The sequence below is a fragment of the Catellatospora bangladeshensis genome, from assembly GCF_016862575.1.
Taxonomy (GTDB): Bacteria; Actinomycetota; Actinomycetes; order Mycobacteriales; family Micromonosporaceae; genus Catellatospora; species Catellatospora bangladeshensis.
In genome coordinates, this window is record NZ_BONF01000029.1 from 24,612 (window position 1) to 48,284 (window position 23,673).

Annotated in this window: 22 protein-coding genes; 11 read left to right on the forward strand and 11 right to left on the reverse strand. The window is 72.8% G+C overall.

What is annotated here, in order from left to right:
- The first annotated feature begins 23 nt into the window (after window positions 1-23).
- Together Cba03nite_RS23790 and Cba03nite_RS23795 are read left to right on the forward strand one after the other, a co-directional pair.
- Window positions 24-206 carry a hypothetical protein gene (locus Cba03nite_RS23790; protein WP_203750288.1) on the forward strand — a complete coding sequence of 61 codons (183 nt, stop codon included), beginning with the start codon at window positions 24-26 and terminating at the stop codon, window positions 204-206.
- Window positions 203-751, forward strand: coding sequence for a flavoprotein (locus Cba03nite_RS23795; protein WP_203750291.1), 549 nt, complete (start codon window positions 203-205; stop codon window positions 749-751). The genes Cba03nite_RS23790 and Cba03nite_RS23795 overlap by 4 nt, the downstream gene beginning before the upstream one ends.
- Window positions 752-809: 58 nt before the next feature.
- Here the strand turns inward: Cba03nite_RS23795 and Cba03nite_RS23800 are convergent, their stop codons facing one another.
- From Cba03nite_RS23800 to Cba03nite_RS23840, 9 genes are all read right to left on the reverse strand, one after another.
- Window positions 810-2,177 (reverse strand): RICIN domain-containing protein, encoded by a 1,368-nt coding sequence (locus Cba03nite_RS23800; RefSeq protein WP_239125978.1) that lies wholly within the window; start codon window positions 2,175-2,177, stop codon window positions 810-812.
- A 230-nt stretch (window positions 2,178-2,407) separates the two neighbouring features.
- Window positions 2,408-3,826, reverse strand: a complete 1,419-nt coding sequence (locus Cba03nite_RS23805) for an MFS transporter (RefSeq protein WP_203750294.1) — start codon at window positions 3,824-3,826, stop codon at window positions 2,408-2,410.
- Window positions 3,823-5,205 carry an MFS transporter gene (locus Cba03nite_RS23810; RefSeq protein ID WP_203750297.1) on the reverse strand — a complete coding sequence of 461 codons (1,383 nt, stop codon included), beginning with the start codon at window positions 5,203-5,205 and terminating at the stop codon, window positions 3,823-3,825. The genes Cba03nite_RS23805 and Cba03nite_RS23810 overlap by 4 nt, the downstream gene beginning before the upstream one ends.
- A 149-nt stretch (window positions 5,206-5,354) precedes the next feature.
- Entirely contained in the window at window positions 5,355-5,702 is a 348-nt protein-coding gene (locus Cba03nite_RS23815; protein WP_203750299.1) for a carboxymuconolactone decarboxylase family protein, read from the reverse strand.
- Window positions 5,703-5,757: 55 nt separating this feature from the next.
- Window positions 5,758-6,504 (reverse strand): respiratory nitrate reductase subunit gamma, encoded by a 747-nt coding sequence (gene narI / locus Cba03nite_RS23820; RefSeq protein ID WP_203750305.1) that lies wholly within the window; start codon window positions 6,502-6,504, stop codon window positions 5,758-5,760.
- Complete coding sequence (gene narJ / locus Cba03nite_RS23825) at window positions 6,501-7,175, reverse strand: nitrate reductase molybdenum cofactor assembly chaperone (RefSeq protein ID WP_203750308.1); 675 nt, start codon at window positions 7,173-7,175, stop codon at window positions 6,501-6,503. The genes narI and narJ overlap by 4 nt, the downstream gene beginning before the upstream one ends.
- Entirely contained in the window at window positions 7,172-8,794 is a 1,623-nt protein-coding gene (gene narH, locus Cba03nite_RS23830; RefSeq protein WP_203750311.1) for a nitrate reductase subunit beta, read from the reverse strand. The genes narJ and narH overlap by 4 nt, the downstream gene beginning before the upstream one ends.
- Window positions 8,794-12,426 carry a nitrate reductase subunit alpha gene (locus tag Cba03nite_RS23835; RefSeq protein WP_203750597.1) on the reverse strand — a complete coding sequence of 1,211 codons (3,633 nt, stop codon included), beginning with the start codon at window positions 12,424-12,426 and terminating at the stop codon, window positions 8,794-8,796. The genes narH and Cba03nite_RS23835 overlap by 1 nt, the downstream gene beginning before the upstream one ends.
- A 288-nt stretch (window positions 12,427-12,714) precedes the next feature.
- Complete coding sequence (locus Cba03nite_RS23840) at window positions 12,715-13,071, reverse strand: DUF2249 domain-containing protein (RefSeq protein WP_203750315.1); 357 nt, start codon at window positions 13,069-13,071, stop codon at window positions 12,715-12,717.
- Window positions 13,072-13,122: 51 nt separating this feature from the next.
- Between Cba03nite_RS23840 and Cba03nite_RS23845 the strand changes: the two genes are divergently transcribed.
- From Cba03nite_RS23845 to cysK, 9 genes are all read left to right on the forward strand, one after another.
- On the forward strand, window positions 13,123-13,833 hold the full coding sequence (locus tag Cba03nite_RS23845) for a helix-turn-helix transcriptional regulator (RefSeq protein WP_239125979.1): 711 nt from the start codon (window positions 13,123-13,125) through the stop codon (window positions 13,831-13,833).
- A complete protein-coding gene (locus Cba03nite_RS23850; protein WP_203750319.1) occupies window positions 13,830-14,957 on the forward strand; it encodes a DUF8744 domain-containing protein in 1,128 nt (375 codons plus the stop codon). The genes Cba03nite_RS23845 and Cba03nite_RS23850 overlap by 4 nt, the downstream gene beginning before the upstream one ends.
- Window positions 14,954-16,249: a hypothetical protein gene (locus Cba03nite_RS23855; protein WP_239125980.1), complete on the forward strand. Its 1,296-nt coding sequence runs from the start codon at window positions 14,954-14,956 to the stop codon at window positions 16,247-16,249. The genes Cba03nite_RS23850 and Cba03nite_RS23855 overlap by 4 nt, the downstream gene beginning before the upstream one ends.
- A 4-nt stretch (window positions 16,250-16,253) precedes the next feature.
- Window positions 16,254-17,660 (forward strand): multicopper oxidase domain-containing protein, encoded by a 1,407-nt coding sequence (locus tag Cba03nite_RS23860; protein WP_203750330.1) that lies wholly within the window; start codon window positions 16,254-16,256, stop codon window positions 17,658-17,660.
- Window positions 17,661-17,994: 334 nt separating this feature from the next.
- Window positions 17,995-18,756 carry a YwiC-like family protein gene (locus tag Cba03nite_RS23865; RefSeq protein ID WP_203750333.1) on the forward strand — a complete coding sequence of 254 codons (762 nt, stop codon included), beginning with the start codon at window positions 17,995-17,997 and terminating at the stop codon, window positions 18,754-18,756.
- Between the two features lie 266 nt (window positions 18,757-19,022).
- Entirely contained in the window at window positions 19,023-20,267 is a 1,245-nt protein-coding gene (locus tag Cba03nite_RS23870) for a TIGR04053 family radical SAM/SPASM domain-containing protein (RefSeq protein ID WP_203750601.1), read from the forward strand.
- On the forward strand, window positions 20,267-20,980 hold the full coding sequence (locus Cba03nite_RS23875; protein ID WP_203750336.1) for a DsbA family protein: 714 nt from the start codon (window positions 20,267-20,269) through the stop codon (window positions 20,978-20,980). Before Cba03nite_RS23870 ends, Cba03nite_RS23875 begins: the two co-directional genes overlap by 1 nt.
- A 26-nt stretch (window positions 20,981-21,006) precedes the next feature.
- Window positions 21,007-21,639 carry a serine O-acetyltransferase EpsC gene (gene epsC / locus Cba03nite_RS23880; RefSeq protein WP_203750339.1) on the forward strand — a complete coding sequence of 211 codons (633 nt, stop codon included), beginning with the start codon at window positions 21,007-21,009 and terminating at the stop codon, window positions 21,637-21,639.
- Complete coding sequence (cysK, locus tag Cba03nite_RS23885; protein WP_203750342.1) at window positions 21,569-22,558, forward strand: cysteine synthase A; 990 nt, start codon at window positions 21,569-21,571, stop codon at window positions 22,556-22,558. Before epsC ends, cysK begins: the two co-directional genes overlap by 71 nt.
- A gap of 59 nt (window positions 22,559-22,617) precedes the next feature.
- On the opposite strand, the gene Cba03nite_RS23890 is transcribed toward cysK, so the two are convergent.
- Both Cba03nite_RS23890 and Cba03nite_RS23895 read right to left on the reverse strand, forming a co-directional pair.
- Entirely contained in the window at window positions 22,618-23,148 is a 531-nt protein-coding gene (locus Cba03nite_RS23890; RefSeq protein ID WP_203750345.1) for a DoxX family protein, read from the reverse strand.
- Window positions 23,145-23,606, reverse strand: a complete 462-nt coding sequence (locus Cba03nite_RS23895; protein ID WP_203750348.1) for a hemerythrin domain-containing protein — start codon at window positions 23,604-23,606, stop codon at window positions 23,145-23,147. The genes Cba03nite_RS23890 and Cba03nite_RS23895 overlap by 4 nt, the downstream gene beginning before the upstream one ends.
- Window positions 23,607-23,673: the final 67 nt, after the last annotated feature.

Genomic DNA, 23,673 nt, shown 5'->3' on the forward strand with positions numbered 1-23,673 from the left:
GATCAACTGGCTATGATGCGAGGATGGCGCAGCAGCGGCACGAATCCGCGCTCGGCGCGCTGTACGCCGCTGTCCGCATCGCCCCGCAAGAGGTGCGGAACCGTCCGGCCGTACACCGCCTCGTCCATGGCCTCTGCACCCGCGCCGGCGCAGGCGTCCGAACCCGCGCCACCGAGTTCGCCCGCGCCGCCGGAATCAGCACATGACGCGAACGCTGCTGATCCTTGTCTGCGGCGCTGGGCCGGCGGCGGATGTCGGAAAGCTGGTCGCGCTGGCCCACGACGACCACTGGGAGGTCGGAGTGACAGCCACTCCCGGTGCGCTGCCGTTCCTGGATGCCGCGGCCCTGCCTCCGTCAGTGAGTCTGCGCAGCGACTTCAAGCCCACGTCAGGGTCTACCCCGCGGGGTCTGCCGGACCCACAGGCGCTGATCATCGCGCCCGCGACGTACAACACCGTCAACAAGCTCGCAGCGGGGATCGCAGACAACTACGCGCTGGTTTCCGCCGCCGAATTGATCGGGCGAGGCGTGCCGACGGTCGTCGTGCCCTTCGTCAACTCCGCGCTGGCCGCTCGAACGCCGTTCCGGCGGTCGGTTGCCGCGCTGCGCGACGAAGGCTTGTACGTGCTGTTCGGAGCCCACGACCGCTGGGAGCCGCACCAACCCGGAACCGGATCAGACCGCCGGAGCGTATTCCCGTGGTCCACAGCGCTCGAGGTAGCGAGCCGCCAAGCTGATGTCCGGCAGTAGCCCAGCCCGGTGAGACCGGCGGCCCGGGGACAGTGGTCCCCGGGCCGCCGGCGTGGGGCTAGGGCTGGGCCAACAGCCGGAACGACTGGGCGCCGGTCCCGTTGCAGGTGTACTGCACCAGCTGCACGCTGTCGGCGGTGGAGGCCGCCGGGACGTCGAGGCACTTGCCGCTGTGCGCGGACACGAAGTGATACCAACCGCCGCCTTCGGCCACCGGTATCCACTGCTGGTTCGCGCCGCCGACGTAGCTCCACAGGTGCACGACCGCGTTGTCCGCGGCGGACACCCCGCTCACGTCCAGCACCTGGGCCGAGTTGTTCCGGTTGTTGATGCGCACGTTGCTGCCGCTCGTGGGCTGGAACAGGTACTGCTGGGCGTTGGAGTTGTTGCAGGTGTACTGCTGGATCGCGGTGCCGTTGGCGGTGCCCGAGGCGCGGGCGTCGACGCACTTGCCGCTGGTCTTGTTGACGACGCTGTACCAGGTGGTGGAGGAGATCGGCCCGCCGCTGCCGCCGGGATCGGGGCAGGTGCCGCCGGTGCCGACGGTGTCCACGTGCGTGGTGCCCAGGCTCCGGTACGCGTTGACCCGGTTGCGGGCGACGTCGCCGGAGATCACCTCGTTGCCGGCGAAGTAGAGCCAGTCCACCTGCTGGATGTACGTGCTGCGCCCGCCGGTGTGCCCGGAGCTATCGATGAACCACAGGTTGTAATTGATCGACATCGGCGTCTCGGGGTAGAACTTGTCGCCGTGGTCGGCGACGAGCGCGCCGTCGATGTAGTACTTGACCCGGCCGCCGCTGACCTGCGCGACCAGGTCGTGCCAGCCGTTGTAGCTGCGGCGCTGGACGGCGTGCACGTTGTCGGCGACCCACGGGTCGGGCTGGTAGGTCTCCCAGGTGGTCTCGAAGAACGCCGAGCCCGTTTCGCCCCACCCCCCGTTCGCCAGGTACTCGAAGTCGATCTCGCCGTAGCTCGGGTCCATCGGGTACGCCAGCGGGGTGATCGTGAAGAAGGTCTCCACGATCTTGTCTCCGTCGTTGCCGGAGACCGGCGCGTCGGTGAAGCGGACCCGGCTGGCGTAGGTGCCCTCGAAGAACTTGCGCTGGTGGTAGATCTCGGTCTGCGCCGTGCCGGCGCCGGTGCCGTCGGTGTAGGACGACAGCTGGAGGACCTTCTGCCCGTCGGCGACGGGGAACGTCACGTTGGCCGGCAGCCAGGAGGCGCCGGGGATGCCCGGCCCGCCACCGCCGCTGCGCACGGTCCAGTGCCGGGCGGCCAGGGCGGGGTCGGCTGACGAGCTGTACTGGAAGTCGTCGAACAGGACGCTGCAGCTGGCGGCAGCGGCGGGCTGTGGCGCGGTGACGCTGACCAGCCCAGCGGCGAGCAGCAGCACCACCGCACTCGAGACAGCGGGTTTTCGGAACACGAGGGCCTCCCAGGGACGGCGGGCATTATGTTCATGCCCATATCGAGACAGTGAAAATTATGACCTCGATCGCCCGACAGTCAAGAGTTTTCACATGGGAGAACGCTCTCCGAAGTCGCCTGTGACACGGGCATCTACTACTGGAAGCGCTCTCACACCTGGACGGCGTGCGCAGGCGCCGCCCACCGAAGCGGGCGGCGCCTGTACTCACAAGCCGGAAAGAGGCTGGTTCAGCTCGGCCGGGGCGCGCCGGGCCGGGCGTAGCGCCACCAGGTGATCGCCACGCAGAGCACGGCGAAGGCGAGGCCGATGACGTAGAAGGCGGTCGGCGACATGATGGTCAGGCCGACGCCGAAGAAGAACGGCCCGAACGCGGCGATCGCGCCGGTCCATCCGATCACGCCGCCGGCCTGGCGGCGTTCGAAGATCATCGGCATCTGCTTGAACGTGGAGGCGTTGCCGATGCCGGCGAACAGGAAGATCGCCAGCATGCCCCAGAGAAACCGGTCGAACCCGGCGTCGAGGCTCGCCGCCGACGTCGTGTCGGGGGTCAGCGCCGTGGCGGTGTACCCGATCGACGCGATCAGGCCCAGCCCCGCGACGAGGGTCCACCGGGCGCCGCCGAACCGGTCGGTCAGCGGGCTGAACAGGATCCTGGCACCGGCGCCGACGAGCGGGCCGAGGAAGACGAACGCGACCGGGTCCGGCACCGTGTACCCCTCGACGAGCAGCCGGGCCGCGCTGCCCACGCCCTGCACGATGTCGGGGTTGCCCGCGCCGTACAGGTTCTTGACGAGCAGGCCGAACTGCGCGGAGAGGCCGGCGAAGGTGCCGAAGGTCATGATGTAGAGCAGCGTCATCCACCAGGTGTCGGGGTTGCCGAAGATGTCGAACTGCTGGCGGATGTTGGCCTTGATCGGCACGGACTTCAGCATCGCCCAGGCCAGCGCGGCGCCGACGAGGATGAACGGGACGTAGACGAACGCGGCGTTCTGGTACCACACGACCTGCGCGGCCTTGCCGGGCGGCGCGGCCATCGGCGCCGACGAGCCCAGGAAGCCGATCATCGAGAAGCCGATGATCCACGGGGTCAGCAGCTGCACCAGCGACACGCCGAAGTTGCCGATCCCGGCTTGCAGGCCCAGGGCGGTGCCCTGCATACGCCGCGGGAAGAAGTACGAGGTGCTGGGCATGAAGCCGGAGAACGCGCCGCCGCCGATGCCGGACAGGAACGACAGCGACAGCAGCACCCAGTACGGCGTGGTGGGGTCCTGGACCTGCACGCCCCAGCCCAGGACGGGGATCAGCAGCAGGGCGGTGGTCAGGGTGACCATCCGGCGGGTGCCCATGATCGGGGGCAGGACCATCCAGATCAGGCGCATGAGACCGCCGGCCAGGCCGGGCATCGAGGTGAGCCAGTAGAGCTGGTTGTTGGTGAGGTCGAACCCGAGGTTGGTGAGCTTCGGGGCGATCGCCGAGGCCAGGAACCAGGAGGCGAAGCAGAGGGTCAGGGTGAAGGTGCTGATCCAGAGGGTGCGCCAGGCGAGGCTCTTGTCCCAGGTGGCGGGGTTCTCCGGGTCCCAGGACCGCAGCCACTCGCCATCGTCGGGTGCGGAGGTGGCCGGGCGGTCGGCGTAGGTGGTGCTCATGCGTGGGCCTCCTCGAGCTCACGAACTGCGGGGGTCGCGGGCCCGACCGGGATGCCGGCCGGGCTTTCGATGTGGGTGGCCAGCTCGGGCGACTCGCGGTCGAGCATGCGCACGACCGTCCGGTGCATCCAGACCGCGCAGGCCGCGGTGAGCAGGAACAGGACGAAGAACGTGCTGGACGGGAAGCCGAACCAGGCCTTGGTGTAGGCGAACAGCGGGGGCAGGAAGAAGCCGCCGAGGCCGCCGAGCATGCCGACCAGGCCGCCGACGCTGCCGACGCTTTGCGGGAAGTACTCGGGGATGTGCTTGTAGACGGCCGCCTTGCCCACGCCCATCGCGCATCCGAGCAGGAACACCAGGACGGTGAACGGGACGATGCCGAGGTGGTAGCCCAGGTGCGAGGTCTGGGTGCCGTCGGCGTGGGCGATGACGATGTGGCCGTTGGGCATCATCAGGATGCCGGAGGTGACCAGCATCAGGCCGAACGTCCAGTACATGACGCGGCGGGCGCCGAAGCGGTCGGAGATGGAGCCGCCCGCCGGCCGCAGCAGCGAGGCCGGGAAGATGAACACCGCGGTCAGGTAGGCGGCGGTCTGCAGGCTCACGCCGAAGTTGTCCATGTAGTAGCCGGGCAGCCAGGCCGCCAGCGCCACGTACGCGCCGAAGACGGCGACGTAGTAGAGGCTGAACCGCCACACCCGCACCTGCTTGAGCGGGCGCAGCTGCTGCCGCAGCGGGGTGCCCCGGCCGGGCATCCGGTCCCGGCGCGGGGCGCCGAACCAGATCGCCGCGGCGAGGACGAGCAGCAGCGCGGCGTACACGACGGGGACGAGCCGCCAGCCGCCCTCGGCGAAGCCGAGATAGGTGGCGCCGGCGGTGCCGACGATGAGCGGCGGGCCGATGAACTTGGTGACCGAGGCGCCCACGTTGCCGGCGCCGAACAGGCCGAGCGCGAAGCCCTGCCGCTCGCGGGGCTGCCAGGCCGAGTTCCAGGCGATGCCGACGGTGAACGCGTTGCCGGCGAAGCCGACCAGGAAGGCCAGGGCCAGCAGGGTGCCGTAGGAGCCGGCGCGGGAGACGAGGTAGGCCGCGGCCGCCGTGGCCAGCAGGATGAACGTCATGACTTTGCGGCCGCCGAACCGGTCGGTGACGAGCCCGGCGGGCAGGCGCCACAGCGATCCGTTGAGCACGGCGACCGCGATGATCCAGGACAGCTGCACCTCGGAGAGGTGGAACTCCTGGCTGATCGGTTTGCCGAGGATGCCGAACATCAGCCACACGGCGAACATGACCGTGAAACTGATCGTCGACAGCCACAGGACGCGGTGGCGGCCCGCCGCCGTCGCCGCGGGTCGTGCTGGTTCGGTCTGCGAGGTCATTGCTCCACCCTGGTCGGCTGCTGTCGCGGCCGGGCTGCTCGCGCCGGCCGTTCGCCTTGCAGCGTCGCGTGGTGGATCGGTTCGCAGTAGGGACTAAGTGCCTGTGCCGATGGGACCTGGTTCCGCTTTGGTCACGGGACCCGGCGTCGTCATCTGTCGGCGGTGGTGACGTCCTCGATCCAGCCCAGCGCTGCGATCGCGGTGGGGAATCCGCAGGTCGTGATCGCGGCGAGGGCGACGGCACGGACCTCGTCGACGGTCGCGCCGTGCTGGAGCGCCTTGCGGACGTTGGACCGCACGGCGCCCTGCGCCTCGGCGCCGATGGCCAGCGCCAGTTTGATCAGCCGATCGGTCCGCTCGTCGAACGGGCTGCGCTGGTCCACCGCGCGGGCCAGCGCACCCTGCGCCTGGGCGACCTCCGGGTAGCGGTTGAGGAACTGCTTGTAGACGCTGGGCAGGTAGTCGGGCGTGTTCGCCTCGCTCGGTGTGGTTTGCACGCTTATACGGTAGTCAGGGCGCCGCCGTGGCGGCGCCCTGACCGGCGGATCCGTCTCAGCGCCGTCCGCTGACGGCAGGCAGGGCGCGGTCGCGGACCTCCGCCGGGACGGGCGGCGGAGTGGGTACGCCACCACGGCGCCTGCGGTACACGACGTAGGGCCGCCACAGGTAGGCCAGCGGCGCCGACCAGACGTGCACGAGCCGGGTGAACGGCCACAGCGCCAGGAACAGGAAGCCGCCGAGCGCGTGCAGCTGGTAGACCAGCGGCGCCCCGGACATCAGCTCGGGTTCGGGCCGCAGCCAGAAGATCCCGCGGAACCAGACCGCGATCGTCTCCCGGTAGTCGTAGCCGTCGCCGAGCAGGTTGACGCCGACCGTGGAGACCATGCCGAGCGTCACCATCGCCGCCAGGGCGGCGTAGAGCACCTTGTCCATGGTGGTGGTCACGCGGCGCACCCGGCCGCTGACGAAGCGGCGGGCGATCAGCAGCGCCAGGCCGGTGACGAGCGCGACGCCGGTGATCGTGCCGCCCCAGACGGCGGTCACGTGGTAGAGGTGCTCGCTGATCCCGGCCGCCTCGGTCACCCAGGACGGCACCAGCAGGCCCATGGCGTGCCCGCCGATGACGCCGAACGCCCCGAGGTGGAACAGTGGCGAGCCGAGCCGCAGCAGCCGGTTCTCCAGCAGCTGGCTGGTGTGCGTGGTCCAGCCGAACTGGTCACGGCGCCAGCGCCAGACGTGCCCGGCGGCGAAGACGGCCAGGCACAGGTACGGCAGGACGATCCAGACGAGGGTGTTCATCGCGAGGCCTCCGCAGGCGAGCAGGCAGGATAGGGGGCGAGCGCGGCGCCGGCCAGGTCGGGGCCGTGGCCCAGCGACTCCAGGCCGACGGTTTCGGCCGGCGGCCCGGCGACGGCCAGCGCGGCAATGGCGGCCCGGTCCGCGTCGGTGATGTCGGGCAGCACGGCGGTGACGGCGTCGAGCAGCAGCCGGTAGGGCGTGCCGGCTTCGGCCAGGGCGGTGCGCAGCAGCTCGATGCCCTGCCGGTGCTGGCGCAGCGGCGCCTCCCCCTCGCCGGGGCCGACCTGGGCGGCGAACTCGAGCACCACGGGCAGCAGGTCGGGCAGCTCGCCGTGGGCCAGCCGCAGGCCGTGTGCGCGGTAGCGCTGTTTGAGGATGAGCAGCGCCATGCCGCGGCGGCGGGTGTCGCCGTGCAGGTAGTAGGTGAGGTAGAGCCCGGATCGGCGGCGCAGGTCGAAGGTCTGCACGTAGTGCCGCTGGGCCTCGACGGGCGCGGCGGCCAGCAGCCAGTCCAGGAACTCGGTGACCTGCTGCCGTACGGTCTCATGCTCGATACGGGCGGCGGCCGCGCGCAGCTGCTCACCGGCGGACAGCAGCTCGCCGTCCGGGTAGGTGAGTAGCAGGGAGACCAGTTCGAAGATCCGGGCGCGGTCGGCGGGCGGCGCGCTCATGACGCACCCCGCACCGGGTTGACGGTGAGGCCGAGGCGCCCGTCGGACCGCCGTGCGGACAGCCCCGCCCGGCCGGGGTGCACCTCGTCGCCGTCCACCAGGTGGAAGCGGGTGACGGTGGCCGCCGTCTCGTGCATGCCGGGGCCGCCCGCGCAGTCCAGCGAGCAGTCCGGCTGGGCGGCGGCCTGCGCCTCCAGCGCCGCGGCGTCCTTGCTGTGGGCGACGGGGATGACGTATCGCTCGTCGTACTTGGCGATGGCCAGTAGCCGGTACATGGCCTCCACCTGCTCGGCGGTCATCCCGATGCCGTCGAGCAGCTCCCCGGCGACCGTGCCGTCCAGGGTGCGGGCCCGCATGTAGGAGCGCATCGCGGCCAGCTTCATCAGCACCCCGGCGACCACGTCGGCGTCGCCCGCGGAGAACAGCTCGGCCAGGTACTCCACGGGGATGCGCAGCTCGCGGATGGTGTGGAAGACGTCGTCGGCGTCGGTGTCGTCGCGCCCGGCCGCCCCGACGGCGTCGAGCACCGGCGACAGCGGCGGCACGTACCAGACCATCGGCAGGGTGCGGTATTCCGGGTGCAGCGGCAGGGCGATCTTGTATTCGCTGATCAGGCGCCATACCGGCGAGGTGAGCGCCGCCCGCAGCCAGTCCTCGGGCATGCCCGCCTCGCGGGCGGCCTCCTGCACCGCGGGGTCGGCGGGGTCGAGGAACACCGCCCGCTGGGCGTCGAGCAGGTCGCGCTCGTCGGGCACCGACGCGGCGGCCAGCACCGCGTCCTCGTCGTACAGGACGATGCCGAGGTAGCGCAGGCGGCCGACGCAGGTCTCCGAGCAGATGGTGGGCTGCCCGGCCTCGATGCGCGGGAAGCAGAACGTGCACTTCTCGGCCTTGCCGGTGGCGTGGTTGACGTAGACCTTCTTGTACGGGCACGCCGACACGCACATCCGCCAGCCCCGGCACCGGTCCTGGTCGACGAGCACGATGCCGTCCTCTTCGCGCTTGTACATGGCCCCGGACGGGCAGGCCGACACGCAGGCGGGGTTGAGGCAGTGCTCGCAGATCCGCGGCAGGTGGAACATGAAGGTCTTCTCGAACTCGAACCTGACCTTCGCGGCCGCCTCGGCCGGCATCCGGGCCAGGTTCGGGTCCTGCGCACCGATCTCGTGCGTCCCGCCGAGGCCGTCCTCCCAGTTCGGACCCCACTGCACCGCCATGGGCTCGCCGGTCAGTGCCGAGTGCGGCCGCTTCACCGGGGTGTCCGTCAGCCCGGCCGGGGCGTTGACCAGGATGTCCTTGTCGAAGGTGGCGGGCTCGTAGTAGTCGTCGATGGAGGGCAGGTCCGGGTTGGCGAACAGCCGGGTGAGCCGCTTGATCCGGCCGCCGGAGCGCAGCGTCAGCCGCCCCTTGCCGTCCAGCTTCCAGCCGCCGTGCCAGCGGTCCTGGTCCTCGTAGTGCTTCGGGTAGCCGATGCCGGGCTTGGTCTCGACGTTGTTGAACCAGACGTACTCGGTGCCCTCGCGGTTGGTCCAGGTCTGCTTGCACGTCACCGAGCAGGTGTGGCAGCCGATGCACTTGTCGAGGTTCATCACCATGGCGACCTGCGCGCGGATACGCATCAGTACTCCACCTCCTGGGTACGGCGGCGGATCACGGTGATCTCGTCGCGCTGGCTGCCGATCGGGCCGTAGTAGTTGAAGGCGTACGTGAACTGGGCGTGGCCGCCCGCCAGGTGGGTGGGCTTGACCAGCAGCCGGGTCATCGAGTTGTGGTAGCCGCCGCGGCGGCCGCTGCCCTCGGCCTTGGGCACGTTCACGGTGCGCTCGGGCGAGTGGTACTGGAACACGGTGCCCTGCGGCATACGGTGGCTGACCACGGCGCGGGCCACCACGACGCCGTTGCGGTTGTGCGCCTCGATCCAGTCGTTGTCCCGGGCGCCGATCGTGGCGGCGTCCTCGACGCTCATCCAGATCACCGGCCCGCCCCGGGACAGCGCCAGCATCAGCTCGTTGTCGTGGTACATCGAGTGGATCGACCACTTGGCGTGCGGCGTGAGGAACCGCACCGTCACCCCGCCGTCGACCAGCTCGCCGGGCTTGCCGAAGTGCCGCGCCATGTTCAGCGGGGGCCGGAACGCGGGCAGCTGCTCCCCCAGCTCGGCGACCCAGTCGTGCTCGGCGAAGAAGTGCTGCCGGCCGGTGATGGTGTGCCACGGCTTGAGGCGCTCGACGTTGAGCGTGAACGGCGAGTAGCGGCGGCCACCCTTCTCCGACCCGGACCACTCCGGGCTGGTGAAGACCGGCTGGGGTCCCCGCTGGGTGTCGGGGTACGTGATCCGGTCGTGCTCGTGCCCGGCGATGAGGTCCGCGAACGGCTGCCCGGTCCGCTTCTCCAGCGCCGCGAAGCCCGCGGCCGCGACGCTGCCGTTGGTGGTGCCGGAGAGCGCCAGGATCGCCTCGCACATCCGGTCGGCGGTGGCCAGCGACGGCCGTCCCGCGAACGGCCCCTCGGTCACCACCCCGTTCTGGTGCCGCAGGTACTCGATCTCGGCGGTGACGTCGACGGTGATCGCCTTGGTGGTGGTCCCGAGCGTGTCCAGCAGCGGGCCGACCGCGCGCATCTTGGCGCCGATCAGGGTGTAGTCGCGCTCGATCTCGATCAGCTTCGGCATGGTCAGCCCGGGGACCGGCTCGCACTCCCCGGCCTTCCAGTCGCGCACCCGGCCGCCGGGCGTCGCCAGCTCGTCGGGAGTGTCGTGCTGCAGCGGCGCGGCCAGCACGTCGCGGCGTACGCCCAGGTGGGTGGCGGCCAGCTCGCTGAACCTGTCGGCGAGGGCCAGGAACGTGTCGTAGTCGGTGTGCACGTCGCCGGGCGGTTCGACGGCCGGGCTGAACGCGTGCACGAACGGGTGCATGTCGGTGGTCGAGATGTCGTGCTTCTCGTACCAGGTCGCGGCGGGCAGGACCAGGTCGGCGTGCAGGCCGGTGTTGGTCATCCGGAAGTCGATCGCGGTGAGCAGGTCGAGCTTTCCGGTGGGGGCCTCCTCGCGCCATACCACGTCGCGGGGCCGGTGGCCGGGGTCGCACTCCTGCGCGCCCGCGGCCGAGTCGACGCCGAGCAGGTGCCGCATGAAGTACTCGTTGCCCTTGCCGGACGAGCCGAGCAGGTTGGCCCGCCACAGGGTCAGGCAGCGGGGGAAGTTCGCCGGGTCGTCCGGGTCCTCGGCCACCGCCTTGAGCCGGCCCGCCTTGAGCTCGGCCACGATGTGCTCGGCGACGCCGCGCCCGGCCGCCGCGGCCTCGTCGGTCAGGTCGAGGGGGTTGCGGTTGAACGCCGGGTGGCCGGGGCTCCAGCCCATGCGCTGGGCGGCGGCGACCGTGTCGGCGAACGCCATGCCCGCGAACCGGCCGGTGCCCAGCGGCGACGACAGCTCGTCGGCCGGGACGCGCTCGTAGCGCCACTGGTCGGTGTGCAGATACCAGAACGGGGTGCTGGCCTGGTGGCGCATCGGCCGCTGCCAGTCGAACGCGAACGACAGGTGCTGCTGGCCGGTGACCGGGCGGGCCTTCTCCTGGCCGACGTAGTGGGCCCAGCCGCCGCCGTTGACGCCCTGGCAGCCGGTCAGCGTGACCAGCGCGATGAACGCCCGGTAGGTCATGTCGGAGTGGAACCACTGGTTGGCGCCCGCGCCCAGGACGATCAGCGAGCGGCCGTGGCTGCGCTCGGCGTTGCGGGCGAACTCGCGCCCGATCCGGGCGGCGAGCGTGGCGGGCACCCCGGTGATGCGCTCCTGCCAGGCCGGGGTGTTGGGGGCGTCCGCGTCGTCGTAGCCGGTGGGCCACTGCCCCGGCAGGTCGCCGCGGCGGACCCCGTACTGCGCCATGAGCAGGTCGAACACGGAGGTCACCAGGTGCTCGCCGATGCGCGTCACCGGCACGCCGCGGCGGATGAGCGCCCCGCCCTCGGTGTCGCCGACGTCGAACCTGGCCAGGTCGACCTCCACCGACTCGCCGGTGCGGCCGAGCAGCCCCAGCGCGGGGACGACGTCGCCGAGGTCCAGGTTCCAGCGGCCCTCGCCGGCGTCGCCGTAGCGGAAGCCCAGCGAGCCGTTGGGCACGACCGGCTCCCCGGTGCGCTCGTCGATGAGCACGGTCTTGTGCTCGCCATCGGCCTCACCCAGGTCCGCTGCGGTCAGGAAGCGGTCGGCCGCCCAGGCGCCGCCGTCACGGCGGCGCAGCTTCACCAGGAACGGCAGGTCGGTGTAACGGTGCACGTAGTCGGTGAAGTAGGGCACCTGGCGGTCGCGGAAGAACTCGGTGAGCACGACGTGGCCCATCGCCATCGCCAGCGCGCCGTCGGTGCCAGGGTGCGGGGCGAGCCAGTCGTCGGCGAACTTAACGTTGTCGGCGTAGTCGGGGCTGACCGCGACCACCTTCGTGCCCTTGTAGCGCGCCTCGGCCAGGAAGTGCGCGTCCGGGGTGCGGGTCACCGGGATGTTGGAGCCCCACATCATCAGGTAGGTCGCGTTCCACCAGTCGCCGGCCTCGGGCACGTCGGTCTGGTCGCCCCACACCTGCGGGGAGGCGATCGGCAGGTCGGCGTACCAGTCGTAGAAGCTGAGCAGGGTGCCGCCGAGCAGCGCGTGGTAGCGGGTGCCGGCCGCGAACGAGGCCATCGACATGGCGGGGATCGGGGAGAAGCCGACGACCCGGTCGGGCCCGTAGGTCTTCGTGGTGTAAACGTGGGCCGCGGCCGCCATGGTGATCGCCTCGTCCCAGGTGGCGCGGACGAAGCCGCCGCGCCCACGCTGGGACTTGTAGGCACGGGCCTTCAGCGGGTTCTCCACGATCTCGGCCCACGCCAGCACCGGGTCGCCGAGGCGCTGCCACGCCTCGCGGAACATCTCGGCGAGCACGCCGCGGACGTACGGGTGCCGCACCCGCGACGGCGAGTACTCGTACCAGGAGAACGAGGCGCCGCGGGGGCAGCCCCGCGGCTCGTAGTCCGGCGCGTCCGGCCCCACCTCCGGGTAGTCGGTGGCCTGGTGCTCCCAGGTGATCAGGCCGTCGGTGACGAACACGTTCCACGAGCACGAGCCGGTGCAGTTGACGCCGTGGGTGGAGCGGACCACGCGGTCGTAGCGCCACCGGTCGCGGTAGAACGACTCCCAGCCGTCGCCGCCGACCTGGTGCAGCGTCCGGCCGTGGTCGCCGACGGTCTCCCTGGTCAGGAAGCGGCGCGCGGCCAGCAGCGGCGCGGCGCCGGGCACCTGGTCGGTCGCGGGCGGGTGGGCGTTCGCAGGGCGCTGCGGCGACACGGGGGTGCTCCTCGGGCGTCGGGATGCGACGGTGTGGGTCCCGCCGGTGACGCGTGGTGTCGCGGCACGCTTACAGCGTCGGTGAGCGCTGTGTTCCGGTCAGGAGCCCGCGGTCCCGAGTACGGCGGGACCAAAGTCCATACCTCCGCCGGATAGCTGCGGCCCGGTGGGCAGCGTGCGGCCCCGGCCTCGGTGGGCGAGGCCGGGGCCGGGGCGGGCCGTTCAGGCGGCTGAGGTGCGGCTCAGGCGCAACTGCCAGACGTCCGGTCCCTCCTGCAGCCACTGCGTCGCGAACCGGCCCGCGTAGCGCTGTTCGATCTCCGCCAGCAGCGGAAGCGGCGCGTGCGGGGCGACCAGCACGAGCCCGCCCGCGCCGGGCAGGGCGTCCAGCGCCGCCAGCACCCGGGCGTGCCGCTGGCCGTGCGGCACCTCGCGGACGTCGATCCGCGGGTCGAGGCTCAGCACCGGCGCCGAGGCGTCCGCGCTGCCGGGGGCGTCTCCGCCGCAGCCGCAGCCTCCACCGCCGCAGCCGCCGGCGGCGGGCTGTGCGGCCGCGGCCGCTTGATCGGGTTGTGACATGAGACCCTCCTCATGGTTTTGACGTCATGTGACGTTATAACGTCTAACACCGTGGAAACCTTCGGCAAAGGCCCGGTCGGCGAGACGATCGACACTCCGCAGCACCGGGCGCTGGGCTCCGACAGCCGGGCGGCGATCCTGCGCCTGGTGCGTGCCGCCGGCGGCGGGCTGACCGCCGCGGAAGTGGCGGCCGACACCGGCCAGCACCCATCGACGATCCGGGCCCATCTGGACCGGCTGGTCGAGGCGGGGCTGCTGGTCCGGGCCCGCGCCAGCGGCGGGCTGCCCGGCCGCCCCGCCTGGCGCTACCGGGCGACCGCCGCCGACCCTGCCCCGGCGCCGTACCGGTCGCTGGCGGCCGCGTTGCTGCAGCACCTGCCGCGCGGCGACGGCGACGTCCGCCCGGCCGCAGCCCAGGTCGGCCAGGACTGGGGCAGGCAGCTCGCGCGCGGCGTCGCGCCGCAGGACGACCCCGTCGACACGGTGACCGCGGTGCTGGACGGCCTCGGCTTCAGCCCGCGCCGCCAGCCCGCCGGCCCGCAGGCCGCTTCGGTGGAGGTGCACCTGCACACCTGCCCGTTCCTGGAGCTGGTGGGGCAGAACCCGGACGCGATGTGCGGTCTGCACGCCGGGGTGGTGCGCGGTGTCCTGGAGAGCCAGGGCGCGCCCGGCGAGGGCACGGTCCTGGAGCCGTTCGGCGCGCCGGGCGCGTGCGTGGTGCACCTGCCGGTGCTCGCGCGGCGGGCAGCGGACGCGCCGTGACCGCCCGGCCGGCTGTCGGCTGGCGGCTGCCCGCGCTGGCCGCGGCGGGGCTGTGCCTGGCCGGCGGCCTGTACGCGGCGCTGCTGCTGCTCGGCACACCGGTGCCGGCGCCCCCGGCCGCCGTGGAGACGGTGCACGGGCCGGTAATGGTGTTCGGCGTCGTCGGCACCCTGGTCGCGCTCGAGCGCGCGGTAGCCCTGGGCCGCCCGTGGGCGCTGCTGGCACCGGCCTGCTCCGGCGCGGGTGGGCTGGTGCTCCTGGCGGCCGGGCCGGGTCAGCCGGGGATGTTCCTGCTGATGCTCGCAGCGGTGGTCCTACTCGGCGTCTACCGTGCGCTGTGGGCGCGGCAGCAGTCCGTGGCGCTGCTGGCCCAGGGCCTCGGCGCCTTCGCGTGGTACGCCGCCGCGCTGCTGTCGCTGGCCGGCTTCCCGGTCGCCGACACGGTCGGCTGGATGACGGTCTTCGTCGTCGCCACGATCGCCGGGGAACGCCTCGAACTGGCCCACGTCGGGCTCACCGCACCGCACGCCGAGCCGTGGTTCCTGGCCGCGCTGACCGGCCTGACCGTGACCGCCGCCGCCGCGACCGTGTGGCCCGAGGCGGGCACCCGGCTCTTCGGGCTCGCGCTGCTGGCGATGACCGCCTGGCTGGCCGTGCACGACGTCGCCCGGCGCACCATCCGCGGCGCCCGGCTGCCCCGCTACATCGCCGCCGGGCTGCTCGCCGGATACGGCTGGCTGGCCCTGTCCGGCCTGCTCTGGGCCGGCGGCGGACCGGCCGGTGGCGGCGCCCGCTACGACGCCCTGCTGCACGGGGTCTTCCTCGGTTTCACCGTCTCCATGATCTTCGTGCACGCGCCGGTGATCCTGCCCGCGGTGCTGCGCAGGCCGCTGCCGTACCACCCGGTGCTGTACGCGCCGCTCGCCCTGCTGCACGGGTCTCTACTGGTCCGGATCGGGCTGGGTGACGCCGCCGGGCTGGCGGCCGCGTGGCGCTGGGCGGGCGTCGTGAACGTCGTCGCGGTGCTTGCCTTCGCCGCCTGCGCGGTCACCCTGTCGCTCACCCGGGGGCGCCGCTCCTTCCCGCAGCGGACATCGCCTCCTGCCGCGCCGGTGCCGTCATGACCGGCGAGCCCCGCCTCAAGTGCCCGGAATCGGCCGCGCCCGAGCCGCCGGCCCGCCCGCCCCTGTCCGCACCACCTGCTGAGATCGGCAGGCCGCAGGCCCGCACCTCGGGCCGCGCCGGGTGGCACCGCCGCGCCGGGCTGCTGCCGGTGGCCTACCTCTCCGCGCTCGTCGCGATCGGGTTCACCCACCCGTTCCTGCCGGGCTGGCGCTGGCTAGCCATTCACCTGCTGCTGCTCGGCGCGGCCGGCAACGCGATCGTGGTGTGGAGCGCCCACTTCGCCGCCGCCGTGCTCCGGGTACCCGCCCCGGCTCATCGCCGGGGCGAGGCGGCCCTTCTGGCGCTGCTGAACATCGGCGTCGCCGCAGTGCTCACCGGCGGCGGCGGGGACCGGCCGTGGCTCGGCGTGGCCGGAGCGGCGGCGGTGTTCGCCGCCATCGTCTGGCACCTGTTCCGGCTGGCCACGTGGGCGCGCGCCGCGCTGCCCGCCCGCTTCGCGATCACCGTGCGTTACTACGTGTCCGCCGCGGCGGCGCTGCTGGCCGGCATCCCGGCCGGCGCGTGGATGCTCGTCGTGGACGACGCCGGCCGCCCCCGGCTGCTGCTCTTCCACGCCCACGTCAACCTGCTCGGCTGGATCATGCTGACCGTCCTCGGCACGGTGTTGACGCTCTGGCCGACGGTGCTGCGCACCCGGATGGCCGACGGCGCGGTCGCCGCGGCCCGCACGGCGCTGCCGCTGACACTCGCCGGGCTGGCGCTGCTCGCCACCGGGCTGTTGACCTGGTGGACGGCCGTCACCGTGGCCGGGCTCGCCGTCTTCGCCGCCGCCATCGTGATCACCGCCGTACCGGCGGTGCGGGCGGCGCGGCACCGGCCGCCCGAGTCGTTCGCCGCCTGGTCGATCGCGGCGGCCGCCGGGTGGCTGCTGGTCGCGCTCGGCGTCGACGCGTACACCGTGCTGGTCTCGCCCGGCGCGCCCGAGGCCGCCGGACGCTTCGGCGATGTACTGACCCCGCTGCTGGTCGGCTCGGTCGCGCAGGTCCTGATCGGCGCGTTGTCCTACCTGCTGCCGATGGCGCTGGGCGGCGGCCCGGCCGCGGTCCGCGAGCGCACGGCGCTGTTCGAGCGGCACGCGGCGCAGCGGGTGGCCATGGCCAACGCCGCGCTGCTGGTGTTCCTGCTGCCGGTGGGCGCTTACGTCCGGATCACCACGTCCCTGCTCCTGCTGGCCGCGTTGCTGCGGTTCCTGTGGCCCGCGGTCCGCGTACTGCTGTCCGCTCGGAGGTAGCCCCGTGTCCGTACCCGCAACCGGCGCTCCGAAACCCGGATCGTCCCCCCTCGCCCCACCGGCCGCGCCGGCCGCGCCGCGGCCGCTCGGCGGGTTCGCGGCCGGGCTCGCACTGGTCCTGCTCGCCGTGCTCGTCGGCGTGGTCGCCGAACGCGCGAGCGGCGGCTCTTCGAGTGCGGTACCCGCGGCCGCCACCATGGCCGCGCCCACCGGGCGCACGACCACGGTCGCGGTGACCGCCGAGGGCATGCGCTTCCAGCCCTCGCAGATCACCGTCCCGGCCGGCGATCGGCTGATCATCGAACTGAGCAACCACGACACCCGCCGTCACGACCTCGTCCTGGCCACCGGTGCCAAGAGCGGCGCGGTCGGCGCGGGCGGCACGGTCCGCTTCGACGCCGGAGTGATCTCCGGGCCGGTGTCCGGCTGGTGCTCGCTGCCCGGACACCGGCAGGCCGGGATGACGCTGTCCATCAGCACCGGCGCCCACCCCGGTGGCCACGCGGCCCCCACCGCCGCCGCGAGCCCGCAGGCGGCGCGGATCGACTTCATGGCCGCGCCCGGGCCCGGATTCCAGGCTCACGACGCCACGGCGCCCGTGCCGCCGACCGGGCGGGTGCACCGGCTGGACCTGCGGGTACAGGAGGTGCAGCGCGAGGTGGCGCCCGGCGTCCGGCAGCAGCTGTGGACGTTCAACGGGACCGCGCCCGGGCCGGTGCTGCGGGGTCGGGTCGGTGACACCTTCGAGATCACGCTGAGCAACGACGGCAGCGTCGACCACGGCGTCGACTTCCACGCCGGAGCCCTGGCCCCGGACGGCCCGATGCGGCCGATCGAACCCGGCGAGCGGCTGACCTACCGGTTCACCGCCACCAAGGCCGGCATCTGGATGTACCACTGCTCGACGATGCCGATGCTGCTGCACATCGGCAACGGCATGTACGGCGCCGTCATCATCGACCCGCCCGGCCTGGCCCCGGTGGACCGCGAGTACGTCCTGGTGCAGTCCGAGCTCTACCTCGGCCCTCCGGACGAGCCCGGCGACCTGGCCAAGATGCAGGCCGAACGTCCCGACGCGGTGGTGTTCAACGGCCATGCCACCCAGTACGCCCACCACGCGCTCACCGCCCGCGCCGGGGACCGGGTGCGTTTCTGGGTGCTCGACGCCGGACCCAGCCGCAGCTCGTCGTTCCACGTCGTCGGCGGCCAGTTCGACACCGTCTACGCCGAGGGCCGCTGGCTGCTGCGCCCGGCCGACCCGGGCGGGGCGCAGGTGCTGCAGCTGCACCCGGCCGGGGGCGGGTTCGTGGAGACGGTGCTGCCGGAGGCCGGGCACTACCCGTTCGTCAGCCACGCCATGGTCGACGCCGAACGCGGCGCCCGCGGCGTCATCGAGGTGAGCGCGCGTTGACATCTCCCCCAGCTGGAGCAGGGGGATTCGACCCTCGCGGTTCGAACTTTCTGCTTCGCAGCCCGTTGCCGACCTGGGTTACCAGCAAGGAGCGGTGTACCGCCCATCGGTCTTACACAGGCTCCACAGACCTGACTTCCCGCCAGCCCGGCGGTAGGCCCGGCCGACTTGGTTTTCGCCGGCCAGGCCGCAACAAATTAGCACACCTGTTCACTTCCGCGACACCGGTGGGTGCCGGATTCGCCTTGACGGCGAACCGGCTTCTCCTGCCCTGCTCCCCAGGCGTTCCGTTTCCTCTCCGGCCTGAAGGCCGGAATATCCACGGAGGCATCCGATGACCGTGGCCGCTCCCCTCGACCGGCCGCCGCGGCGCGTCCGGCGGTCCGGCAGCGCGCGGCGGTTCGTGCCGCCGCAGCACGGCGCCTGGGCGATGCTGCTCGTGCCGTACCTGGCCGGGCTGCTCGTGGCGGGCTTCCGCTGGCTGGACCTGCCGCTGCTCGGCGCCTGGGTGGCCGGTTACCTGCTGTCCTACTTCGCCCTGCAGGCGGTCAAGACCGGCCGGCTGCGCAGGTTCGGCCCGCAGCTGGCGCTGTACGGGCCGGTCACCGCCGTGCTCGCCGCGCCGGTGGTTGTCCTGCGATCGGCTGTGCTGCTCTTCGCACCGGCGTACGCGGCGCTGCTCGGGGTCAACGTCTGGTACGCCCGCCGCCGCCGGGAACGGGCGCTGCTCAACGATCTCGCCTCGGTGGCGCAGAGCTGCCTGATGGTCTTCGTCGTCGCGGTCGTGGCCCACGTGCCGCCCGGCCGGGTGCTCGCGCCGTTCGTCATCGTGCTGCTCTACTTCACCGGCACGGTGCTGTACGTGAAGACGATGATCCGCGAGCGGGGCAGCGCGGCGTACCGGCGCGCCTCAGTCGGATTCCACGCGCTGGCGCTGGTCGCCGCCGCCGCGCTCGGCCCGGTCCCGGCTGCGGTGTTCGCCGTGCTGCTCGCCCGTGCCTGGGCACTGCCCCGGCACCGGCTCACGCCCAAGCAGGTCGGTCTCGCCGAGATCGCGGCCAGCGCCCTGGTGCTGACCGCTGCCGCCCTGTCCTGAGCCGACTCGGATCCGAGCCCTCCCCGAACGGAAGCACTGCCGCACAACGCCTTTTCGCGGGGGACCTTGGTCCTGCCCGGCGGTGAGTATCGGCCCTGCCCCCGGCCGCTGTACGGCCCCAGGATCGCTCACATCGAGCCAGAGAGGGGCTGGGCCATGTGCTACCACGAGACGCTCACCGACGGCCGCCGCGCGCAGCGGACGGGTCAGCTGGCGGGTGCGCACGGTGGACCCGCATGACCGGCGGCAGCGCTGCGCGGCCGGGCCTGCGAGCGCCCCGCCAGGACGTCGCCGAGCGGCCGTTCATCGTCATCTGGGAGGCCACCCAGGCGTGCCCGCTGGCCTGCCGCCACTGCCGCGCCACCGCCCGCCCGGCGCGTGATCCCGGTGAACTCACCACCGGCGAGGCCGTGGATCTCATGGCCCAGGTGGCCGCGTTCGGCCGCCCCGCGCCGCTGTTCGTCATCACGGGCGGCGACCCGTTCCAGCGCCCGGACCTGTACGACCTCGTGCGGCAGGGCACCGGCCTGGGCCTGGCGGTGTCGGTGTCGCCCTCGGGGACGCCGACGCTGACCCGCGAGGCGATCGGGAGGCTGCGCGACGCCGGAGCCCGTGCGATCTCGCTGAGCCTCGACGCGGCGGACGCCGTCGCGCACGACGGGTTCCGCGGGGTGGCGGGTGTGCACCGCTGGACGGTCGACGCCTGGCACGCCGCGCTCGGCGCCGGGCTCAAGGTTCAGATCAACACCACCGTCACCCGCGACACCGTGCTGGAGCTGCCCGGGATCGCCGCCCGCGTCCGCGACTACGGCGCCATGCTGTGGAGCGTCTTCTTCCTGGTGCCCACCGGCCGGGGCCGCGCGCTCTCCGGACTCGACCCCGCGCAGACCGAGGACGTCCTGCACGCGCTGTACGACCTGGGCGAGCACGTGCCGGTGAAGACGACCGAGGCGCACCATTTCCGCCGGGTCTGCCTGCAGCGGGCCGCGCTGGAGGCGCGCGGGCTCGACCCCCGCCAGGTGCTGGGCCTCGGCCCCCTGTACGACCGGCTGCGCGCCGGTTTCGACGAGCGCGGGCTGAGCGGGAGCCCACGCCGGGCCCGCCGCCCTCCGATGCGCGTCAGCGCCGGCAACGGCTTCGTGTTCGTGTCCCACCGCGGCGCCGTTCACCCCAGCGGATTCCTCCCGCTGGGCGCGGGCAACGTCCGGCACGAGCGCCTGGCCGACGTCTATCGGGAATCGGTGCTGTTCCGGGCACTGCGCGACGTCGACCAGCTCGGCGGCCGCTGCGGCCGCTGCGAGTTCCGCACGGTCTGCGGCGGCTCCCGCGCCCGCGCCTACGCGACCACCGGTGACGTGTACGCCGAGGAACCGGCCTGCGCCTACCAGCCGGGCTCGTTCGCTCTCGCGCTGGCCGCCGGCGATCGCCCGGCCGGGATTCACCCGCCCGGAGACGACTTGTCCGCACCGCGAGCCGTGATGGACGGCCACGACAGCGAGGAGAAGCACTGATGAGTACGCGAGCCGGGCGCAAGCAGGCCGCCCGGGTGGTCCGTGAGCAGCTCGCGCTGGAGCGCCGGCGGCGGCGCACGGCGGTGACCTCGGCCGTGGCGGCCGTGGCGCTGCTCGTCGCGGGCATCGTCGGCTACGGCGTGTACCGCTCGCAGCAGCCCGCCGCAGGCTTCGCCGCGCCCGCGTCGGCGACCGACGACCGCACCGGGGTGCGCGTGGGCGACGGCCCCGTGACGGTCGAGGTGTATCTGGACTACCTGTGCCCCGCCTGCCGGCAGTTCGAGCAGCAGGCCGGCGCGACCATCGAGCGGCTGCTCGCCGAGCGGCGCATCACGATGGTGTACCACCCGGTCGCCATCCTCGACCGGTACTCCACCAACGACTACTCGTCCCGGTCCGCGGCGGGAGCAGGCTGCGCCGCCGACGCCGGCCGGCTCGTCCAGTACACCAATGCGCTCTACGCCGACCAGCCCGCCGAAGGCGGCGCCGGGCACACCGACGACCGGCTGGTGGAGATAGCGGCAACCGCCGGCCTGTCCGATGACACGTTCGGCCCGTGCCTGCGCGACGGCCGGTACGCCGACTGGGTCACCCACGTCACCGACGGCATGAGCCGACGGGGCGTCAACGGCACGCCCACGGTGTTCGTCGACGGTCGGAAGCTGGCCAACCCCACCGCCCAGACCCTGCTCGCGGCGGTCGAGCAGGCGTAGGCCGCCGAGTTCGCGGAGGAGCCGACATGTTCGACGACGTGCGGGCGGCGTGCCGCCGCGACCCGGCGCTCTACGGCATCCGGGTGGCGGAGGTGCTGCTGTATCCGGGGCTGTGGGCGCTGTGGGCGCACCGGCTGGCGCACCTGCTGCACCGCGGCCGCGTGCCGCTGGTCCCGAGGGCGATCTCGCAGCTGGCCCGCTGGGCCACCGGTGTCGAGATCCATCCCGGCGCCCGGATCGGCCGGCGGCTGTTCATCGACCACGGCGCAGGCGTCGTCATCGGCGAGACCGCCCGGGTCGGCGACGACGTCACGATGTACCACCGGGTCACGCTGGGCGGCCGTGGCTGGTGGGCCGACGGCAAGGCCGCCCGCCGCCATCCGAGCGTCGGCGACCGGGTGGTGCTCGGCGTCGGCGCCACCCTGCTGGGGCCGATCCGCGTGGGCGACGACGCCCGGATCGGCGCGCACTGCCTGGTGCTGGCCGACGTGCCGGCCGGAGCCCGGATGCGGGCACCGGCGGCGGTTCCCGCCCGGCTTGGCACCGGCCCGACTCTCCCGGACCTCAGCGAACCGACAGGAGCACTGGATGATCTATCAGAACGTGACCGAGATGATCGGCCGCACCCCGCTGGTGAGGCTACGGCGCTTCGCCGGTGACACCCCCGGCCGACTGGTGGCCAAACTGGAATCGGCCAACCCCGGCGGCAGCGTCAAGGACCGCATCGCGCTGGCCATGATCAAGGCCGCCGAAGAGTCCGGCGAGCTGGTGACCGGGGCCCGGATCGTGGAGGCCACCAGCGGGAACACCGGCATCGGCCTGGCCATGGCCGCGGCTGCGCTGGGGTATCGGCTGACACTGACCATGCCGGAGAGCATGAGCGTGGAGCGTCGCGCGCTGCTCGCCGCGTACGGCGCGGACGTGATCCTCACCCCGGCCGGGGAGGGCATGCCAGGCGCCGTACGCCGGGCGCGTGAGATCGCCGAGCGGGAGGGCGCCTTCCTGGCCCGCCAGTTCGACAACCGGGCCAACCCGGAGGTGCACTACCGCACCACCGCCGGGGAGATCTGGCGCGACACCGACGGAGAGGTCGACGTGCTGGTGGCCGGTGTGGGCACCGGCGGCACCATCACGGGCGTCGGCCGGCTGCTCAAGGAGCGGCGTCCGGCCACCCGGGTGATCGCGGTCGAACCCGCCGAGTCACCCGTGCTCTCGGGCGGCGCGGCCGGCCCGCACGGCATCCAGGGCATCGGTGCCGGTTTCGTGCCGGCCGTGCTCGACACCGCCGTCATCGACGAGATCGTTCGCGTGGACGTCGAACAGGCCCGTGCCGCCGCGCGCCGGCTGGCCCGCACCGAGGGATTGCTGGCCGGTGTCTCGGGTGGCGCCGCGCTGCACGCTGCCCTCGCCGTGGCGGGCAGGGCCGAGCATCGCGGCGCCGCGATCGTCGTGATCCTGCCGGACACCGGCGAGCGGTATCTCAGCACGCCGCTCTTCTCGGCGGACGGCGGCGAGCAGCACCGGCATCAGGACGGCCACACTTCACGGCTGCCGGTGGCTTCACCAGCCGGGTCGTGATGACCAGGGGTACGGCGCTGCGCGCCGTACCCCTGGTCATGTCTGCGACGCCGGTGAGACTAGCCGGTCTCGGCGTCCGATGCGGGGCGCGCCGCGGTCGGCTCCGCCTCGGCGGCCACCCGGGCAAGCCATCCATCGGCCGACACCGCCGTCCGTGGCCAGACGACCAGCACCACTGCCACGGCCAGCAGCAACCCGTCTCGCGGCAGCTCCCAGCCGTACTGCGGGCTCTGGCCGGCGGCGAGCGCTCCCCCGCCGCCGAAACAGCCGCAGTCGATGGACAGCCCGCGTGCCCACGCCGAGATGATGCCCGCGGTGAATGCCGTCAGCAGCAGCGCGGACACGGCCGCGGCGAACCTGGTGGCCAGCCCCGCCAGGAGCAGGATGCCCACCGTGATCTCCAGAAACGGCAGGACCGCACCGGCCGTCTCCGCTGCCTCGTAAGGCATGAGCTGGTAGGCGCCGACGGCGCGCACCGAACCGGCCAGGTCGGTCACCTTCAGCGCCCCCGCGACGAAGAGCACCGCTCCCAGCACCAGGCGAAGCGCGGTGCCCGACCAGGCTCGGGCACACCCGCCGCCCGCCGTCATCGCTGCCGCCCGGCTGCGCCGCCGCTTTCCGCGGGTCGTGGGTCCAGCCGTTCCCACGCGGGGATCGGCAGCGCGATCACGGCGGCCGGGAACAGCCCGTGTTCCTCGTTGTCGATGTGCCGGCGCAGCCGTTGCAGCGCCCCGAGCACCGCCGGCCAGTCCGGGCCGGACCGGTCCACGGCGTTCAGGACACCGTGGATGTCGTCGTGCTCGGCGCACAGCTGCTCCACCGCCCCGGCCAGGCTGCCCTCGGCGCGCAGTTCGGCGAACAGGCCTCGCTCCTCGGCGGCGGTGTGCGGCTTGAGTAGCCCGAGCAGGGCGTCCAGCAGCGCCTGGGGGTAACCGGCGCCTTTGGTGATCGCGTCACGCAGCCGCCCGGCGGCTTCGGCTATCGCCTCATGTTCGGCGGTGAGCCGGCCGATGAGCGGGAACTCCCGGCACCCGCAGTAGTTGCACACGACGTCGGCTTCCTCTCTCGTGATGAATCGCTGCCCCGGCGGAGCCCGAGGCCGGCGGCGTGCGGCT

Coding starts and splice junctions, on each gene's coding strand:
- Cba03nite_RS23790 (WP_203750288.1), top strand. CDS start 24: ATGGCGCAGCAGCGGCACGAATCCGCGCTCGGCGCGCTGTACGCCGCT.
- Cba03nite_RS23795 (WP_203750291.1), top strand. CDS start 203: ATGACGCGAACGCTGCTGATCCTTGTCTGCGGCGCTGGGCCGGCGGCG.
- Cba03nite_RS23805 (WP_203750294.1), bottom strand. CDS start 3,826: ATGAGCACCACCTACGCCGACCGCCCGGCCACCTCCGCACCCGACGAT.
- Cba03nite_RS23810 (WP_203750297.1), bottom strand. CDS start 5,205: ATGACCTCGCAGACCGAACCAGCACGACCCGCGGCGACGGCGGCGGGC.
- narI (WP_203750305.1), bottom strand. CDS start 6,504: ATGAACACCCTCGTCTGGATCGTCCTGCCGTACCTGTGCCTGGCCGTC.
- narJ (WP_203750308.1), bottom strand. CDS start 7,175: ATGAGCGCGCCGCCCGCCGACCGCGCCCGGATCTTCGAACTGGTCTCC.
- narH (WP_203750311.1), bottom strand. CDS start 8,794: ATGCGTATCCGCGCGCAGGTCGCCATGGTGATGAACCTCGACAAGTGC.
- Cba03nite_RS23840 (WP_203750315.1), bottom strand. CDS start 13,071: ATGTCACAACCCGATCAAGCGGCCGCGGCCGCACAGCCCGCCGCCGGC.
- Cba03nite_RS23855 (WP_239125980.1), top strand. CDS start 14,954: ATGACCGGCGAGCCCCGCCTCAAGTGCCCGGAATCGGCCGCGCCCGAG.
- Cba03nite_RS23865 (WP_203750333.1), top strand. CDS start 17,995: ATGACCGTGGCCGCTCCCCTCGACCGGCCGCCGCGGCGCGTCCGGCGG.
- Cba03nite_RS23875 (WP_203750336.1), top strand. CDS start 20,267: ATGAGTACGCGAGCCGGGCGCAAGCAGGCCGCCCGGGTGGTCCGTGAG.
- epsC (WP_203750339.1), top strand. CDS start 21,007: ATGTTCGACGACGTGCGGGCGGCGTGCCGCCGCGACCCGGCGCTCTAC.
- cysK (WP_203750342.1), top strand. CDS start 21,569: ATGATCTATCAGAACGTGACCGAGATGATCGGCCGCACCCCGCTGGTG.
- Cba03nite_RS23890 (WP_203750345.1), bottom strand. CDS start 23,148: ATGACGGCGGGCGGCGGGTGTGCCCGAGCCTGGTCGGGCACCGCGCTT.